General features: G+C 60.8%; 15 protein-coding genes. 5 read left to right on the top strand and 10 right to left on the bottom strand.

Annotated elements, in window-relative coordinates:
* Positions 1 to 42: 42 nt before the first annotated feature.
* The gene (locus tag FHS83_RS17580) at positions 43 to 1,341 is read right to left on the bottom strand and encodes a hypothetical protein (protein ID WP_167084533.1); all 1,299 of its coding nucleotides are present in this window, start codon (positions 1,339 to 1,341) and stop codon (positions 43 to 45) included.
* 490 nt (positions 1,342 to 1,831) lie between these two features.
* Here FHS83_RS17580 and aspS point away from each other — a divergent pair, with 490 nt between their 5' ends.
* The 3 genes from aspS (at position 1,832) to FHS83_RS17565 (ending at position 4,502) form a co-directional block, all read left to right on the top strand.
* Positions 1,832 to 3,634: an aspartate--tRNA ligase gene (gene aspS, locus FHS83_RS17575; RefSeq protein ID WP_167084531.1), complete on the top strand. Its 1,803-nt coding sequence runs from the start codon at positions 1,832 to 1,834 to the stop codon at positions 3,632 to 3,634.
* On the top strand, positions 3,634 to 4,029 hold the full coding sequence (locus FHS83_RS17570) for a hypothetical protein (protein ID WP_167084529.1): 396 nt from the start codon (positions 3,634 to 3,636) through the stop codon (positions 4,027 to 4,029). Before aspS ends, FHS83_RS17570 begins: the two co-directional genes overlap by 1 nt.
* An 80-nt stretch (positions 4,030 to 4,109) precedes the next feature.
* The gene (locus FHS83_RS17565) at positions 4,110 to 4,502 is read left to right on the top strand and encodes a DUF1801 domain-containing protein (protein WP_167084527.1); all 393 of its coding nucleotides are present in this window, start codon (positions 4,110 to 4,112) and stop codon (positions 4,500 to 4,502) included.
* 160 nt (positions 4,503 to 4,662) lie between these two features.
* On the opposite strand, the gene FHS83_RS17560 is transcribed toward FHS83_RS17565, so the two are convergent.
* Positions 4,663 to 6,993 (bottom strand): glycoside hydrolase family 31 protein, encoded by a 2,331-nt coding sequence (locus FHS83_RS17560; protein ID WP_167084525.1) that lies wholly within the window; start codon positions 6,991 to 6,993, stop codon positions 4,663 to 4,665.
* 326 nt (positions 6,994 to 7,319) lie between these two features.
* Here FHS83_RS17560 and FHS83_RS17555 point away from each other — a divergent pair, with 326 nt between their 5' ends.
* On the top strand, positions 7,320 to 7,652 hold the full coding sequence (locus FHS83_RS17555) for a UrcA family protein (RefSeq protein WP_167084523.1): 333 nt from the start codon (positions 7,320 to 7,322) through the stop codon (positions 7,650 to 7,652).
* Between the two features lie 171 nt (positions 7,653 to 7,823).
* The gene (locus FHS83_RS17550; protein ID WP_167084521.1) at positions 7,824 to 8,684 is read left to right on the top strand and encodes a hypothetical protein; all 861 of its coding nucleotides are present in this window, start codon (positions 7,824 to 7,826) and stop codon (positions 8,682 to 8,684) included.
* Positions 8,685 to 9,044: 360 nt separating this feature from the next.
* Here the strand turns inward: FHS83_RS17550 and FHS83_RS17545 are convergent, their stop codons facing one another.
* From FHS83_RS17545 to FHS83_RS17510, 8 genes are all read right to left on the bottom strand, one after another.
* Positions 9,045 to 9,623: a F0F1 ATP synthase subunit B family protein gene (locus FHS83_RS17545; RefSeq protein ID WP_208414935.1), complete on the bottom strand. Its 579-nt coding sequence runs from the start codon at positions 9,621 to 9,623 to the stop codon at positions 9,045 to 9,047.
* Positions 9,624 to 9,642: 19 nt separating this feature from the next.
* Positions 9,643 to 10,179, bottom strand: a complete 537-nt coding sequence (locus FHS83_RS17540; RefSeq protein WP_167084519.1) for a F0F1 ATP synthase subunit B family protein — start codon at positions 10,177 to 10,179, stop codon at positions 9,643 to 9,645.
* Complete coding sequence (locus FHS83_RS17535; RefSeq protein ID WP_166930433.1) at positions 10,179 to 10,403, bottom strand: F0F1 ATP synthase subunit C; 225 nt, start codon at positions 10,401 to 10,403, stop codon at positions 10,179 to 10,181. Before FHS83_RS17535 ends, FHS83_RS17540 begins: the two co-directional genes overlap by 1 nt.
* Positions 10,404 to 10,447: 44 nt before the next feature.
* Complete coding sequence (locus FHS83_RS17530) at positions 10,448 to 11,203, bottom strand: F0F1 ATP synthase subunit A (RefSeq protein WP_167085604.1); 756 nt, start codon at positions 11,201 to 11,203, stop codon at positions 10,448 to 10,450.
* Between the two features lie 10 nt (positions 11,204 to 11,213).
* Positions 11,214 to 11,540 carry an AtpZ/AtpI family protein gene (locus FHS83_RS17525; RefSeq protein ID WP_167084517.1) on the bottom strand — a complete coding sequence of 109 codons (327 nt, stop codon included), beginning with the start codon at positions 11,538 to 11,540 and terminating at the stop codon, positions 11,214 to 11,216.
* 132 nt (positions 11,541 to 11,672) lie between these two features.
* A complete protein-coding gene (locus FHS83_RS17520) occupies positions 11,673 to 11,999 on the bottom strand; it encodes a DUF5615 family PIN-like protein (RefSeq protein ID WP_167084515.1) in 327 nt (108 codons plus the stop codon).
* A gap of 4 nt (positions 12,000 to 12,003) precedes the next feature.
* A complete protein-coding gene (locus FHS83_RS17515) occupies positions 12,004 to 12,234 on the bottom strand; it encodes a DUF433 domain-containing protein (RefSeq protein WP_167085602.1) in 231 nt (76 codons plus the stop codon).
* A gap of 53 nt (positions 12,235 to 12,287) precedes the next feature.
* Positions 12,288 to 16,865 (bottom strand): AAA family ATPase, encoded by a 4,578-nt coding sequence (locus tag FHS83_RS17510; RefSeq protein WP_167084513.1) that lies wholly within the window; start codon positions 16,863 to 16,865, stop codon positions 12,288 to 12,290.
* Positions 16,866 to 16,880 lie beyond the last annotated feature (15 nt).

The following is a 16,880-nucleotide window of genomic DNA, read 5'->3' as shown; positions in this document are numbered from 1 at the left end:
CTGGGGAAACTATCAGAGCGAAACGGTCGCGGACAGAATTTTTTACGGGCTTTTAGCGGCAGCTTCCTCAATGCACTTCAGGATAACCGGCTTCAGAGATACGATGTCGTTGTTGAGCTGATCTCCGTTAAAGAGAGCAGCGATCCGGTGATGCTTTGTAGTATTTCCATACTCTCGGACCCGAACTAGCGCGCTGCGAAGCGACAAGGTGTCTCCTGTAATACCGTAACTGGCCAATTTGTTTTTCGAGAAATAACCGTCAATACTCGTGTCATCGTTTCGGCCTGCACACGCAGTAAGGGTTTCGAAAAATGACCACGTGCCAATTGCGACGATAGGAGTGTGGAGGTCTAGCTCTATGGCGCAAATCGAGTGGTAAAGGCTCAGGAGCTTTTCGTTTCCGAGAGATTTCAGCGCCCTGTAAATCGTTTCTTCATATCGGACGCGCGTGGCTTTCTCTGGTGTTTTAGGCTTCTTTAGTCTGAATTTCTTTGGCTTATCCGAATCTGATTCCAACAAGATTTCGGTTTCAACGCGACTGGATGAGACCCCCGGCAGAGTATTGAGAGGGCGTGCGTAATCGATAATCTCCTTTCTGTTCATTCGCGAATTGACGTCTTCGCCTTCTACAAGATCGCGAATGAAGCGTTTCACCAACACATCGAACTCTTTTTTGGGGCGGGTTCGACCAAGAGAATCTGGATTTTCTTGATCAATCCCGATCACCTCGCGAAATACGCTGTTGCCTACAAAGCGTTGTACTGTAGTGAGCTTTCCGGCGCGCTCCTCGGCGGTGAGAAATTTCTCAGTTTCGGCATAGTCGAGCAGAGCCTGTGCTACCTTGTTTTTGCTTCCTCCGTCGAAGCGCTGCTTTTGTTCCGCATTCCAATCTTTCCGACCGATCCCACCTTGCAACCCGTTGTGGATACGGTCTAGCCACATTCGAAAGCTTTCAAAATCAGGAAAGACGGCCGCCGACACCATCGACGGTACGTTCGATTTTTCCGCCAGTTTTTCGAATGACTTTCGAAGATTGGCTGGCGCAAGCTCGGGATCATTAAGGAGCTTCAAAGCGCAGATACGACGATTTCCCTCGGCAGTCGTGTAGTTTGTAGTTGCCCCACCAATTCTGGCTTTGCCAATTGGAACAAGCGCAAATCGTTCAAGCGGATTGAGTCCTATCTTCGCGATGTCGCGTGCAAGAGGGTAAACCAGTTCCTTGTCGCAAAGGCGCGCGATTGCCGCTGCCTCGGCCTCAACGGAGTTATGCCTGGGATTGCCCAGCCAGAGAAAAATTCGTTCTACAGGGACCGATTCGAGGAGCTTTGGGCCTTCGGGCATATAAGTCTCGTAACTAGCGCTTCATGCAAGGTTGCGAATTTCAACGCAGGGGGTATTTGCCGGCAAACTCGATTCTTACGCGAAGCCTAGGATGGTTCCGTTACGAAAAACAGTCCTTCAACCAGGGGGGCTATAAGTAACGCCGGGCGTTTCGCGATCCGAAGAGGGTAAGGACATTTAAGCTCGACACGCGGGAAGGGGGTGGCGGGGGCGTGTTCGGAAGGCGCGGGGCAGGTTTCGAGGCCCCCTTCGCCCCTTCGGGGCACTTCCCCCCGGAAAACGGGGGGCAGAAAAGAGGGAAATGGGGGCAGAAAAGGACGGGAGGGCTGGGCCGTAAAGATGGTGGGCCGGGGCGAAATGCAGGGGTGGCCGGATTCTGGCGGATCATTGCGGCGTTTGCCGCAATCGGCGCAATATACTTGACCTTGCCCCCCTGAAACCGCCACATACCCCCGGCTTTAAACGAGAATTTCCGGGGAACCGTTTCGTCATGCACGCCTATCGCACCCATACTTGCGGCGAACTGCGCAAGAAAGATGTCGGCACCAAAGTCAGGCTGTCCGGCTGGGTGAATCGCCGCCGCGACCATGGCGGGCTGATCTTCATCGATCTGCGCGACCATTACGGCATCACGCAAGCCGTGGTGGAACCCGATAGCCCGGCTTTCGCGACCGTGGACCGCGCCCGTTCCGAATGGGTGCTGACGCTGACCGGCCATCTTGAGGCCCGCACCGGCGATACCGTGAACCCCGACATGCCGACCGGCGAAGTGGAACTGCGCATCGATGAGGCGAGCGTGCAGGGCATGGCATCCGATCTGCCGCTGCCGGTGTTCGGCGATCTCGAATATCCCGAAGAGACGCGCCTGAAGTACCGCTTCCTGGATCTGCGCCGCGAGCGTCTGCACAAGAACATCATCCTGCGCTCGCAGGTGATCTCCTCCATCCGCCGCCGCATGATCGATCAGGGCTTCATGGAATATCAGACCCCGATCCTGACGGCCTCTTCGCCCGAAGGCGCGCGCGACTTCCTGGTGCCGAGCCGTCTGCATCCGGGCAAGTTCTATGCGCTGCCGCAGGCGCCGCAGCAGTTCAAACAGCTTTTGATGGTGGCGGGCTTCGACCGCTATTTCCAGATCGCGCCGTGCTTCCGCGATGAGGACGCGCGCGCCGACCGTTCGCCGGGCGAGTTCTATCAGCTCGACCTTGAGATGAGCTTCGCCACCCAGGATGACGTGTTTGCGGCGGTGGAGCCTGTGCTGCATGGCGTGTTCGAGGAATTCGCCGCTGGCCGTGACGTCGGCCCGGCGCCCTTCGTGCGCATTCCGTATCAGGAATCGATGCTGAAATACGGCGTCGATAAGCCCGATCTGCGCAACCCGATCATCATTTCCGATGTCTCCGCCGTATTTGATCGCGAAGACGTGGCCTTTAAGGCGTTCAAGGACAAGGTGGTGCGCGCCATTCCTGGGCCGGGCGCTGGCAGCCAGCCGCGGTCGTGGTTCGATAAGCTCGAAAGCTGGGCGCGCGCTGATCTCGGCGCCGCGGGGCTTGGCTATATCGTCTTCGAGGAAAAGGACGGCGCGCTCTCCGGCAAAGGTCCGATCGCGAAATTCCTGCCGCCTGCCGCGTTGGAAGAGCTGGTGAAGGTGACCGGCGTGAAGGCGGGCGATGCCGTCTTCTTCTGCGCGGGCAAGAAGGAGCGCGCTGCTGCTCAAGCTGGGCAGGTGCGTATCCGCCTCGGCAATGACCTCAACCTGATTGACAAGAACAAGTTTGCCTTTTGCTGGATCGTCGATTTCCCGATGTATGAATGGAATGAGGACGAGAAGAAGATCGACTTCTCGCATAATCCTTTCTCCATGCCGCAATTCGACCGCGAGGCCTTCCTGGCGCTCGACCCCAAGGACGCGGACACCATCCTCAATATCAAAGCCTATCAATACGACATCGTCTGCAATGGCATCGAGCTTTCGAGCGGCGCCATCCGCAACCACGATCCCGAAGTGATGCTGAAGGCGTTTGAGATCGCGGGCTATGCGCGCGAGGAAACCGAAGTGAAGTTCGCCGGCATGCTGAATGCGTTCCGTTATGGCGCCCCGCCGCATGGTGGCACCGCGCCGGGCATCGACCGCATCGTCATGCTGCTCGCGGGTGTCGATAACCTGCGCGAAGTCATCCTCTTCCCGATGAACCAGCAGGCGCAGGATCTGATGATGAACGCGCCCGCCGAACCGACGCTGAAGCAGCTCAGAGAGCTGCATATCCGCGTGGTGAAGCCAGAAACGAAGTGATGCGCGGATCAGCGGGCCTGGGACTTGCCATTGCCGCGATTGCGGCGGCGGGCGTTTTCGGGGTCACGCTGTTCGGCGACAAGCCCGCCACCTGGTTCGAACGTGCGGCGCAAGCTGGCGCCGTGCGCTGTTTGACGGGCGCTTCATGTGTGCAGGTGACGGGCGAGGGCAAGGCGGTGAAACCCGCCCGCCCGGCGCTATCGGCGGATAGCCGCTGCGCAAAGAAAAAGAACTGGCACGCGCGATCGTCGCTCTTGGTGCCGATTGTGATGTGTACGGACGAACGTAGCTATCTCTATCACATGGGCCGTTTCGAAGGCGCGGGCGCCGAGCAGTGGATGCTCTGCGCCAAGCCCGATTGCGCGCGCGAAGCGGCGCTGTTTGCGGTGAAGTAGGACGCGCTTCGTCATCGCTTGACGTTGCGGCATGGTTTTCAGGACTGCTTTGCGCAGGCATGATCCCCTGGGAGGATGCCATGGTGAGCAAAGCTTCAGACGGACCCAAAAGCGGCGCGTCCGCGTTGATCGATCAGCGCATTGCCGAGCTTGGCGATTGGCGCGGCGAGATGTTGAAAAAGCTGCGCGCTATCGTGCACGAGGCTGTTCCAGATGTGGTCGAAACCTGGAAATGGCGCGGCGTGCCGGTGTGGGAGCATAACGGCATAATCTGTACCGGCGAGACCTATAAGGCGGTGGTGAAGATGACCTTTGCCAAAGGCGCCTCGCTGCCGGATCCCAAGAAACTGTTCAATTCCAGCCTGGACGGCAACACCCGCCGCGCCATCGATTTTGCCGAAGGCGCGAAGATCGATGCCGCGGCGCTGAAGGCGCTGATCAAAGCGGCGGCGAAGGCGAATGTGAAAAAGTAGGGCGTGCGTGCTTCCGCCTTTGCAGGAGCTACGGCGGACAAGTCGAGGCTCGCACTTAAGGTATAAATATTAATCGTCATGGCCGGCCTCCGAGCCGGCCATCCATTTTGGATACGCCGCAGATGGATGGCCGGGTCAAGCCCGGCCATGACGGATATAGTTAGGGCGCTTTAATCTCCACCTTCTTGCCCTTGTAGCTCACCGTCTGGAACGTCTTGGCCTCGCTGTCGCCAACACCGTTGGTGTCGTTGACAAAGACGATGTGGAATTCGCGGGTTTGTTTCATGCCGGGGAATTTGCCTTGGCGGGCGCCGAGCGTGAGCGTGCCCGTCGCCTCGTTCCAGGTGATGGGCACCAGCGCGCGCTGGCCTTTCTCATAGCCCCAGCCATTGCCGCTATCGTCATAGAGATTGAAGCTGCCATTGGCGCCGCGATAGACGCGCAGCTCGATAGGCTTGTCCTTCTGCGCTTCGGCATGACCGACCACGGGGCCCATCGGCAGGATGGTGCCGGCGCGGACATAGAGCGGCAGCGTGTCGAGCGGTGCGTGGGCGACGATGTTCGATTTTGCCTTGAAGCGCTTGCCGGTCCAGAAATCCACCCATTCGGTATCACCCGGCAGATAGACCATGCGATCGGTTGCGCCTTTGCGGGTGACGGGCGCGACCAGGATGGGGCCGAACATGAACTCATCCGGGATATCGAGCGCGTCTTTATCGCCGCCGAAATCGAACACCAGCGGGCGCATCATCGAGGCGTTGTTGAGGGTGACGTCAAAGGCCAGCGAATAGATGGTGGGCAAGAGGCGATAGCGCAGGCGGTCGAATTTCTCGAGGATCGGCTGCACCTCCGGCGAGAACTGCCACATCTCCTTGGATTTGCCGGTGCCATGGACGCGGAACATTGGGGTGAAGGCACCGAACTCAAACCAGCGGGTGAAGAGCTCGCCATAGGCGGGGTCTTTGGGATCGCCCGCGAAGAAGCCGCCTATGTCGGTGTTCCAATAGGGAAGGCCGGCGGAGATGAAATTGAGCCCGGCGGGAATCTGGCGGCGGAAGGTCTCCCAATCGCCATGGATATCGCCCGACCAGGAGATCGCGCCATTGCGCTGCTGACCAGCCCAAGCCGAACGCGTCAGGATCACCGGGCGGCGATCCGGGAAATCGCGGCGATGGCCTTCATAGACGCCCATGGTGTGAAAGAGCGGATAGGCGTTGTAGACGAGGGCGCCGGGGCCTTGCGCCGTCACGACATCGCGCATCTGGCCCCATTCGCCGCCAAGCTCGGCCTCGGAAGCATCAAGCCACCAGCCATCGAAACCATCCTTGCCGAGGCGGCGGGAAATCTGATCCCAATACATATCGCGGCCTTTGCCATAGGGATCGTACCAGCGCCCGAACCCAACCGGGAAAACGTTCTTGTAGGTCTTGGGATAAAGAAAGCCCGCCTTATCCAGCTCGGCGGTGTTGTCGGTATCCTTGTCGAAGCGCGCCCAGACCGAGATGATGGTGTGGATGTCGAGGGCGTGAATATCGGCGACCATTTTTTGGGGATCGGGGTAGCGCGCGGGATCGAATTGATGCGCACCCCATTGGCCGTCTTTCCAATATTGCCAATCCTGGATGATGCCATCGATGGGAATGCCGCTGTCGCGATAGCGCTTGGCGACGGTGACGATCTCATCCTGGGTCGCGTAATGCTCATAGGATTGCCAGAAGCCGAATGCCCAGCGCGGCAGCATCGGCACCGAACCCGTCAGCGCGCGATAGCCGGAGACGACCTGATCGGCATTGGCGCCGGTGATGAGGTAGTAGTCGATGGCTTCAGCGGCTTCAGAGGTGAATTGCAGATTGCCGCCTTCGGCCGGAGGAAGTACCGACACATCGGTGACCGAGGCGTTGTCCCATAAGACGCCATAGCCGCCGCTGGTGAGCACCATGGGCAATCCCGTGGAGCCATTGGCCTGCTGCAGATGCACGGCGCCTTTCTGCAGATCGAGCCCGCCTGCGGGATGCTGGCCGAGGCCGTAGAAGTGGAGGCCCGCCCCGAAAGGCGGCGCGAAGGCCTGCTCGACCTTATAGAGGCCTGAGTTGGTGGGATTGGCGGTGCTTTTGGCTTCGCTGAGGAAGGGCGTCTTGTCGCCGGGATGGAAGAAGGCGGCATGGCCATCCGCGCGATCGATCACGATGCGCAAGCTGGCGGTCTCGGCGGTGATCTCGCTGGCACCGTCCTTCACGGCGAAGTGGGAGGGCGCCTTGTGGCCGTTGACGATCAGGCTCGGGCGCGGGGCAGGGGCGCCCGCGGGCAAATGGCGGACGCGCAGCGTGGCTTCGCTCCAGGGCTCGATCAGGGTCGTGCCGCAGGCGGTCTGGATATTCAGGCTGTCCTTGCCGGTGCTGACGCTGGTGACCTTGCACGGGGCCGCCAGCGCACCTGCGCTGAGCATCGCCAGAACGGCGGTGGATGTGGCGAGTCTCGTTGTCAGGCGCATGGATGGCCTCCCCAAGTTTTGTCTGAGTTTTTTGACAGATAGCGCGGCGCAGAGGCGCTGCATAGAGGCTCGGGGATTTTGCCTTGAGCCGCTCAGTCACATTTGCGCGCGCCGGGGCGGAGTGCCCCAGCAAGTGGCCTGCATTCGTTTTAGGCACGTAACATTTTGAATCTGCCGGAGAGTTTTCACGCAGCCGTTATGTCCCGGTTATGGCCCCGTCACAGGGGGCAGGCAAACCACGCCCCAGAAGCGCAGGACGATTCACCAAGATCGCAACGCTATTCGGCCCGTTCTTCCCTGCGGAACGGGCTCACAACGAGGATGACATGACCCGCTTTCTCACCGCGCTGGCCTTGTCGGCTTGCACCGTTTTCGCCGCCGCTTCGGCCGCGCCGCAGATTTCCGTTTCCTATGCCGATCTGGACCTTGCCCGTCCGGCTGGCGCCACCACCCTCATCAACCGCATCCGCGTCGCCGCCGAGACGGTTTGCGGCAGCGCCGACATTCGTGATCTCGCCGCGTTCCGCCGCCGCTCGGCTTGTGTGACCGAGGCGATGGACAACGCCATCCGTTCGGTGAATGCGCCGCTGGTGGCCCGCGTCTACGGCAAGCCGCAGCTCATCGTCGGCGAGCCGCGTTTCAACATCGCTGCCCGCTAAAGCCATTCTGATTTTGCGCTAGAACCCCCTTAATTTTAGCGCTTACCCCGGCGCCGTCACGTAGCAGGACGGCGCCGTTTTTTTTATCGCGAATGAACTGGGATGCGGTGCATAGCTGCGGCATAGGTCCTGGTCGCAAATAAAGGTCGCCTATCGTATCGTGAAGGGAACATGGGCGCCGAGGAGCTGATGAAAAATCTAATTGTCTTTATAGCTGCGGTCTTGCTCACCATCTCCAGGGCGGGCGCGGCAGATACGCCCGAGGAAGCTGCGCTCCGCGAGCGCCTGACCACGTTTTATACGAGCAAACCGGGCTTCAGGTTACCGTCTTACGCCCCCAAGCTGGATGCCGCTTTTGATCACTCCGATTGGCGCACCCTGAAAGGTGAACTCGATAAAATCTATTCCTCGATGAAGGGGGTGGATGATCTGGGCTTGATCATGAACTGGGAGTTGCTGCGTTTGGCAAATGGCGGTGGGTATGTCGTAGCGAAACTATATGCCGTCGATAGTTGGAACATGGCTTTATCCTTCGAACGAGCGGGGCGCCCTGGAGCCGATGATATGAAGAAGCGTGCGTTTTCAAACACGCTTTATACGATTGCTCTGATCGCGGTTGATTCTCCCATGTGCAAGGATATGTCGGCTCCAAGCAATCGGATGGCTGAGTATAGATTTGCTGCGCGTGATGCCATTCGTTTTGGCCAATCCCTGCGGGAAGACGACAAGAAGCGCGTCATCGATTTCGCCCTAAGGCAAGAGAAGTTGTTCGCACCCTTGCGTAAGAAGGACGATGCTCTTTGTCGAGGCGGCAATGACGAGGCAATGGCAGCTATGAATGCGGTCAAGGATTTCGAGAAAGCGAAAGAAGTCCCAGCCGATCCTTCACGCCCTGGGCGGAATTACCTCATCGAGGCGCCAGGGGAGTACCATCCGCAGTATAAACCTGACGCAGAATGGAAGAAAACGCGTGACGAGGTGCGCCCCACATTGAGGGGACAACTCGAAACTCTGCTCATTGCGCCAAAGTGAGCCAAGATTGGTGGGGAAGGTTTCGTGTCGCCGCCTGCGAAGGCAGATCTAGTCTCGCGCCCCCTTAATTTTAGCGCTTACCCCGGCGCCGTCACGTAGCAGGACGGCGCCGTTTTTTATGTGCGTGCTTCGAGGCTCGCCGCTCCCGCTCACTGCTGACCCACACACATATTCCGCGGCTCGCACCTCAGCATGACGGGAGTTTTTAGGCTCCATTCTCGTCATGCTGAGGTGGCCTGCGCGCCCGGATAGTGATGATTTGCGAAAGTGGTTGGGCGCAGGCCCTCGAAGCACGCACACCCCAAAACAAAACCCGCCGGGATACGGCGGGTTTTGCATTTCAGGTCTTTCAAAACCGGCTTAGCCGGCCTTGTAGAATTCCTGGATGCTTTCCTTGACCAAGCTGTCGGTGTGACCGGCATCGAGGCGTTCGGCGATCAGCTTTTCCGCAGCGGCCACAGCCTTATCGGCGGCAAGGACACGGATTTCTTCAAGCGCGGCTTTCTCAGCCTGCTCGATCTTGTCCTTGGCGATCTGCGCGCGGCGCTCGATCTGCTGACGCAGCTGGGCGCGGGTTTCCTTTGCGAAGCGCTCGGCTTCATCCTTGGCCTCGGCCACGATGCGGCTGGCTTCGACCTCGGCCTGAGCGGCCTTCTGGGCGTAACCGGCGAGCACGGCCTGAGCTTCTTCACGCAGGCGCTTGGCTTCTTCCAGTTCCTTGGCGATGGCGCTGGAGCGCGCATCGAGCTGCTTGGTCACCAGACCCGGCACGCGCAGATACAGGAAGGCGAAGATCAGGACGAGAAGGCCGAGTGCGACCCAGACTTCGTATTCTTTGAGGAGTTCGATCACGTTCATGGAATCGTTCCGGTGAATGACGAGGAAGAAGACGACAAGGCCGGCGGCAAGCCATGAAACGGCAGTTTTAAAAGCCCACATGCCGGCCCCCCAACCATCGTCAGGCACCTACTGCCTTGACGGCGGCTTCCGCCTGCTCGGAAGTCACGGTAACCCCGATCAGCCGGTTCACAATATCCGCCGCTGCATCTTGCGCAGCTTTTGTGACATGTGTTGCAGCCTCGGCGCGGGCGGCAGCAATTCCTGCCTCGGCCTTGGCGGCGGCTTCGCGGGCTTCCGCATCGGCTTCCGCCTTGGCCTTTTCGACCTCGGCTTCAATCACCTTGCGGTTGGCCTCGGCTTCGGCATGGGCTTTCACCCGTGCATCGGCCAGAGCCGTCTCGTAGGCGGCCAGGGCGGCTTCCGCATCAGCCCGGTGCTTTTCGGCTGCCGCAAGGTCACCTTCGATCTGACCTTTACGGGCGCCAATCACCCCGGCGATCCTCGGACCTGCCAAGCGCCACAACACGATGAAAAGGGCAGCAAAGGTCACCACAAGCCAGAAAATCTGGCTCGGAAAGCTCTCCGTCTTGAATGGCGGAAAGCCGGCACTGTGCTGCGCCTCAGTGCCGGTATGCGTGACAGGTTCCGCGCTCATCAACCGAACAGGATGATGAAGGCGATCACGAGGCCGAACAGACCCGTCGCTTCGCAAAGGGCGAAGCCGAGGAACATGTTCGCGGTCTGGCTGGCGGCCGCACCCGGGTTACGCAGAGCGCCCGCGAGGTAGTTGCCGAACACCAGGCCGATGCCGACGCCAGCGCCCGCGAGGGCGAAGCAGGCCAAACCGGCGCCAATCATTTTCGCAGCAGCGACTTCCATTGTCTGATTCCTTTTTTCAGAAACTTAGGGACGGATCACAAAACTTAGTGGTGGTCGTGGAGATGGAGGGCTTCGTTGAGATAGATGCAGGTCAGAACCGCAAAGACATAGGCCTGCAGGAACGCAACCAGCATCTCAAGCACGTAGATGCAGACGATGAGCGCGAAGGGCGCCACGGCCACGCCATACATGATGCCGCCCGCAGTGGTCATCAGCACCACGAAGCTCGCAAACACGGCGAGCAAAGTGTGCCCGGCGAGCATGTTGGCGAAAAGACGGACGGAAAGGCTGATGGGGCGGGTGAGGAAGGAGATCACCTCGATCGGCACCAGCAAAAGAAGCAGATACCACGGCGCTTCCGGCACAAAGAGGCTGAAGAAGCGAAGCCCGTGCTTCATGAAGCCGACCACCACCATGGTGAGGATCACAAAGCTTGCCAGCGTGAAGGTGATGGCGATCTGGCTAGTCGCGGTGAAGGTCCAGGGCACCAGGCCAAGGAAGTTGTTGAACAGCACGAAGACGAAGATGGTGAAAATGAGCGGGAAGAATTTCAGCCCGTCATGGCCCATCGTCGAATTGATCATGTTGGCAACGAATTCGTAGGAGACCTCGGCGAGCGATTGCCCGCGCGTCGGCACCAGGCGATTCTTCGAAACGGTGAGGGTGAGGAACAGCGCGGCAAGGCCCACGGCCACCAGCATGAACAGGGCCTGGTTGGTGAAATAGATCGGATGACCGCCGATGCTGAACAGCGGCGCTTCGATCAGAGGCTTCACCTCGAACTGCTCCATGGGGTTCATGGCCACGGCGCTATTTCTCCTTCGGCGGCTCAGCGCCGCTTAGCTGCTGAGAGGTGCGGTAGACGTTCCGGATCCCGGCCGCAGCTCCCAAAAAGAACATCACGACCATAAAAGCCGGCCGCGTATGAAAGTGCGCCCAATTCTCGAACGCCCAATCCATGCCCCAGCCAATACCTGCGCCCACCACCACCGCCGACACCAACTCGGTCCCGAGCCGGAAAGCGATGCTGTAGGGGGAGTTTGGTGCCGCCTGTTTCTCCGATTCCGCGACCTTTGCCCCGGCAGCATCGAGCCGCTCTTTGAGGCGTTTGAGGTCTTCGGGTTCGGATGGTGGCAAGGACCCGCTCGCAGCTTGGCTTTAAAGCGGGCGGACCATAGGGGCGGGAATACGGGGCGTCAAGCGCGCCGAAACGCGCACAAGGGCTTGGAAAAGCAAAGCGAATCAGAGGCGCGGCGATATGGAGGGGGGCTAGCGTAATTCAACAACGCGTGCGTTCGCCCCAAGATGGGAAATTACCTCCGGCCATGCCCGTTCAAAGCGGGCCAAGAGTAGGCGGTTGACCAGATTTCCGGTCCGAACCCAGAGAATCTGTGGACCAGAGCGGGTGGAGGCCAGAAGAACGAAATCTTCGTCCTTGGTCACGATGACCGCGTCGAAACGCTCCGCCAGCTCCCAAACAACCCTGTCGGTCGCGTTTTGCAGCGACATTTCGCACATCGACCACGCCTGATGACCACGATCCCTGAGCCATATGGCGAGCTGGGGCGGCAGTTGCGCGTCGACGAGGAAGTTCATGGGCCTACTCGGCGGCGTTCACCACGGGGTTTCCCGCAAGAGTCGCGGCAAAGGCCAAGCTGGCGCGAATGTCGTCAGCTTCGAGATCCGGGAAGTCGGCCAAAATTTCTTCTGCCGCGATTCCATTGGCGAGCATTTCCAGAATGTCGGCCACGCGGATGCGCATCCCGCGAATGCAGGGGCGCCCGTGGCACTGTTCTGGATTGATCGTGATCCGGCTCAACAATTCGGTCATTGCGGCAGCATACTCCAAGCTGCCGCAATCCGCCATGACGGAAGAATTCTGTCCTATTCCGCCGCCACCCGTTCGGCTTCGGCGAGGGAGACGGAGACGAGCTGGGAGACGCCGCGCTCGGCCATGGTGACACCGAAGAGGCGGTGCATCTTGGACATGGTCAGCGCGTGGTGGGTGATGACCAGGAAGCGGGTGTCCGTCATCTTGGTCATTTCTTCCAGCATGTTGCAGAACCGTTCGACGTTGGCATCGTCGAGCGGGGCGTCCACTTCGTCGAGCACGCAGACAGGCGCAGGGTTCACCAAGAACACCGCGAAAATCAGCGACATCGCCGTCAGGGCCTGCTCACCACCCGAAAGAAGCTGCAAGGACTGCAGGCGCTTTCCCGGCGGACGGGCGAAGATTTCGAGGCCCGCTTCAAGCGGGTCTTCGGATTCGGTGAAGGTCAGTTTTGCTTCGCCGCCCTCGAAGAGCTTGGCATACAGCATCTGGAAGTTTTCGTTGACCTTCGTATAGGCCTCTTGCAGGCGCTCACGGCCTTCACGGTTGAGGCTCTGGATGCCGCGGCGCAGACGTTCGATCGCGCCGGTGAGATCATCGCGGTCGGTGGTGAGGCCGGTGAGGCGGGTCTCAAGCTCGTTGGCTTCTTCTTCGGCGCGCAGATTGACGCCACCGAGGCCTTCGCGCTCCTGCTTCAGCTTCTCGACCTTCTTTTCGGCGATTTCGAGCGGCGGGAGTTCGTCACCTTCGGCGATTTCGGCGCGTTCGGCGAGTTCTTCGGGCGCGCAATCAAGCTCATCGCGGATGCGCTGCAGCAGCTCGGTCAGGCGGGCGTTATCGGCTTCCAAGACCGCTTCGGCGCGGGCGCGTTCTTCGCGCGCGGCGGAATGGGCCTGATCAGCGAGCTTGGCTGCCTTGTCAGCTTCCGAGAGCTTGGCTTCGGCTTCAGCGCGGGCGTCGCCAGCTTCCTTGCGGGCGGCTTCGGCAACACCGATGGCATCGAGAAGCGCATGCGTTTTTTCGGCGATCTCGGCAGGGGCGGCTTCGGCAGCGACGAGTTCCTCGGAAAGCTCGGTCCAGCGGCGTTCCAACTCGGCAACCTGAGAGGAGGCGGCGACTTCGCGTTCTTCCCAACGGGTGCGCTCTTCGGCAATCGTGGCGAGACGGCGGGCGCGAGCTTCGCCATCGCGCTTGAGGCCATCGAGCACCGCGCGCGCATTGGCGGCGGCGCCGCGTGCTTCGGCAGCATTCTCACGCGCATTGGCGACAGCCTGGGTCAGCTCGGCGCCATCGCCCATTTCTTCCAGCGCTTGGGTAGCGGCGTTGGCGTTTTCCTGGGCCTGATCGCGCGCTTCAGTGAGGCGCTTGATTTCGGCTTCCAAGGCGGCGAGCTGGTTGGCGCGTTCGGCGGCCTGGCGCGCGGCTTTGGTGGCTTCTTCCTGTGCCGCGATGATGGCGGCAGCGCAGTTACGCTCTTCCTGTTCAGCGGTGCGCAGGGCTTGGCGCGAGACTTCGGCAGCAGCCTTGGCGGTCTCATACACCGCTTCGCCAGCCGTCTTGGCCGCAAGATAGGTTTCTTCAGCAGCGGAAAGTGCGGTGAGGTAGGCCTCTTCAGCGGTTTGCTTGTTGGTGCTGTAGGTCTGGTCCGCGGCTTCCTTGCGGCCGCGATAGGCCGCTTCGGCTTCCGCGTTGCCGGACTGATAGGCTGCATCGGCTTCGGCTTTGGCTGCCTGATAGGCGGCTTCCGCAGCCTGCTTGCCAGTCTGGTAGGCCGCATCCGCTTCAGCCTTACGGGCAGCATAGGCTTCTTGCGCGGCGCTCAAGGCGGCAGCATGGGCGGCTTCGGCGTCTGCCTTGGCGGCGCGATAGCTGGTTTCGGCTTCGCTGCGCTTTTGCGCATAAGCCTGTTCGGCAGCGGTCTTGGCGACGCTATGGGCTTCGACAGCCGCACTCTTGCGGCTCTTATAGGAGTCTTCCGCTGCCGTCGTGGCGAGAAGGTAAGCTTCCTCGGCCGCTTCCTTGGCGGATTTGTAGCTTGCCTCCGCCGCGGCTTTGGCGGTGCGATAGGTTTCTTCGGCTTCGGTCTTGGCCGAGAAATAGGCTTCCGATGCGATGCGGCGGGCTTCTTTCGCCTCAGCGATCAGTCCTTCCAATTCGCTGAGACGATTGCGCTGTTCCAGGCGCACGGCAGCAGCCGACGGCGCATCCGCCGAGGCGCGGTAGCCATCCCAACGCCAGAGATCGCCGCGCGGCGAAACAAGACGCTGACCAGGCATCAATTGGCTTTGCAGCGCTGCGCCTTCTTCGGGCGAGACCACGCCGGTCATCGTCAAGCGGCGGCTCATGGCATGCGGGCCGGAGACGTATTCGACGAGTGCGGTCACGCCGCCGGGCAGGCCAACGCGCGAGGGGAAATCGCCCAGATCACGCCAATGGCGTGGGGCGGCTTCATCGAGCGGATCCTGCAATTCATCGCCCAAAGCGGCGGCGAGGGCGCCTTCATAACCGGGTTGCACATTCACTGCGTCAACCAGTGGCGGCCAGAGGCTTTCACCCGAGGGGCTGAGCACACGGGCCAGCGCCGAGGATTCCGCCTGCAGCTTCTGCACTTCGCGCTCGGCTTCTTCGAGCACGCTGCGCTTATCGCGTTCGATGGCTTCCAATGCGGCACGGCCATCGCGGTCGGCCGCATCAATCGCGGCGCGGCCTTCACGCTCCGCCGTATCAATGGCGGCACGGCCTTCGCGTTCAGCGGTTTCAAGCGCGGCGCGGCCTTCGCGTTCCGCAGCATCGATGGCGGCACGGCCTTCACGGTCAGCCGTTTCCACAGACGCGCGGCCTTCGCGGTCGATCACTTCCAGAAGAGCGCGGCTTTCGCGATCAATCTCTTCGATCTTGCTGCGGCCTTCGCGGTCGGCAGCTTCCATCGCAGCGCGGCCTTCGCGTTCCGCAGCTTCGATCAAGGCGCGGCCTTCGCGTTCGGCAGCTTCCAGCGCGGCACGGCCATCGCGTTCGGTGGTCTCGACGAGGGTACGGCCTTCGCGCTCGGCTTCATCCAGCGCGGCACGGCCTTCACGTTCCACCGCTTCGACCGCAGCGCGGCCTTCACGCTCGACCGCTTCCATGGCTTCGCGAGCCACGCGTTCGGCGGCGTCGCGGGTGGCGCGCGCTTCGGCTTCGGCAGCTTCCATCGCAGCGCGGGCGGCGCGTTCGGCTTCATCGACGCGGGCAAATTCAGTGCGCGCCATTTCGGCGGCGGCGATCGCGATTTCCGCAAGGCTGCGGGCTTCAGCAACCGCGGCTTCGGCGGCGCTTACATCCGGGTCGGCAGCAGCGTTTTCGAGCGCCGTGGCATGACGGTTTTCGGCAGCGAGAAGCTGAACATTGGTGCTCTCGACGAGATCGTTGGCGCTGCGGCGCTGACGTTCGAGGCTTGCCTGTTTGGCGTTACGCTCGGCAAGTTCCGCGGTGAGACGCTCGAGCAGCTTTTCGGCTTCATAAAGGGCGGCGTTAAGCTCGCCATTCTTCTGATCGGCGTCAGCGAGATCGGCAGCGGCGCGTTCCTGCGCGGCTTCGAGATCAGTCGATTCCGTGCTGAGGGCTTCCAGCGCGGTGGTCGCGTCGGTTTTCAGCGCGTGTTCGCGCGAAAGGTCGGCCTCGGTCTGGGCAATGCGCTGGCGCAGCGATTGCGCGAGTTCCTGGGCGCGCTTTTCCTCGGCTTCCAGGATGTTCTTCTGCTGGATCAAGCGTTGCAACGCGGCGGCGCGCTCGGCCTCGGCTTCACGCAAGGGCGGCAGAATTTCAGAGGTATGCGCCTGCAAGGTGGAGGCGACAGCGGCGGTATCGGTCGCCTGGGTGACGATGGCGCTCGCCGCTTCCAGGGCTTCCTGCGCGGCGGAGGTCTTCAGCGCGGCGGCGGTCCAGCGCAGATAATGGGCGAGGGCTTCGGCTCTACGGATATGGCCGGAGAGGTTGCGATAACGCGAGGCCTGACGGGCCTGACGCTTCAAGCTGGAAAGCTGGCCTTCCACCTCTTTGATCACGTCTTCGAGGCGGTTGAGGTTGGTTTCAGCCGCTTTCAGGCGCAATTCGGCTTCATGGCGGCGCGCATGCAGGCCCGAAATGCCCGCGGCTTCTTCCAAAATGGCGCGGCGCGCCAGCGGCTTCTGGCTGACGAGCTGGCCAATCTGGCCTTGGCGCACGAAGGCGGTGGAGGCGGCCCCCGAAGAGGCATCGGCGAAGAAAAGCTGAACGTCCTTCTGGCGCACATCGCGGCCATTGATGCGATAGACCGAGCCGGCCTCGCGCTCGATACGGCGCGAAATCTCGATGGTCTCATAATCCGCATAGGGAGGATTTGCGGTGCGGTCGGAATTGTCCACCGCGAGCGTGACTTCGGCCACGTTACGCGCCGGACGGCCCGAGGAGCCCGCGAAAATGACGTCATCCATTTCGGCGCCGCGCACGGAGGTCGGGCGATTTTCACCCATCACCCAGCGCAGAGCGTCGAACAGGTTGGACTTGCCGCAGCCGTTGGGCCCGACAATGGCGGTGAGACCAGGTTCGATGTAGAGCTCAGTCGGCTCCACAAACGACTTGAATCCGGAAATTCGTAAGCGTGTGAACTTCACTGGGAACCCTTACTC

It is taken from the genome of Rhizomicrobium palustre (genome assembly GCF_011761565.1).
Taxonomy (GTDB): Bacteria; Pseudomonadota; Alphaproteobacteria; order Micropepsales; family Micropepsaceae; genus Rhizomicrobium; species Rhizomicrobium palustre.
This window is presented reverse-complemented; position numbering and strand designations above follow the sequence as displayed.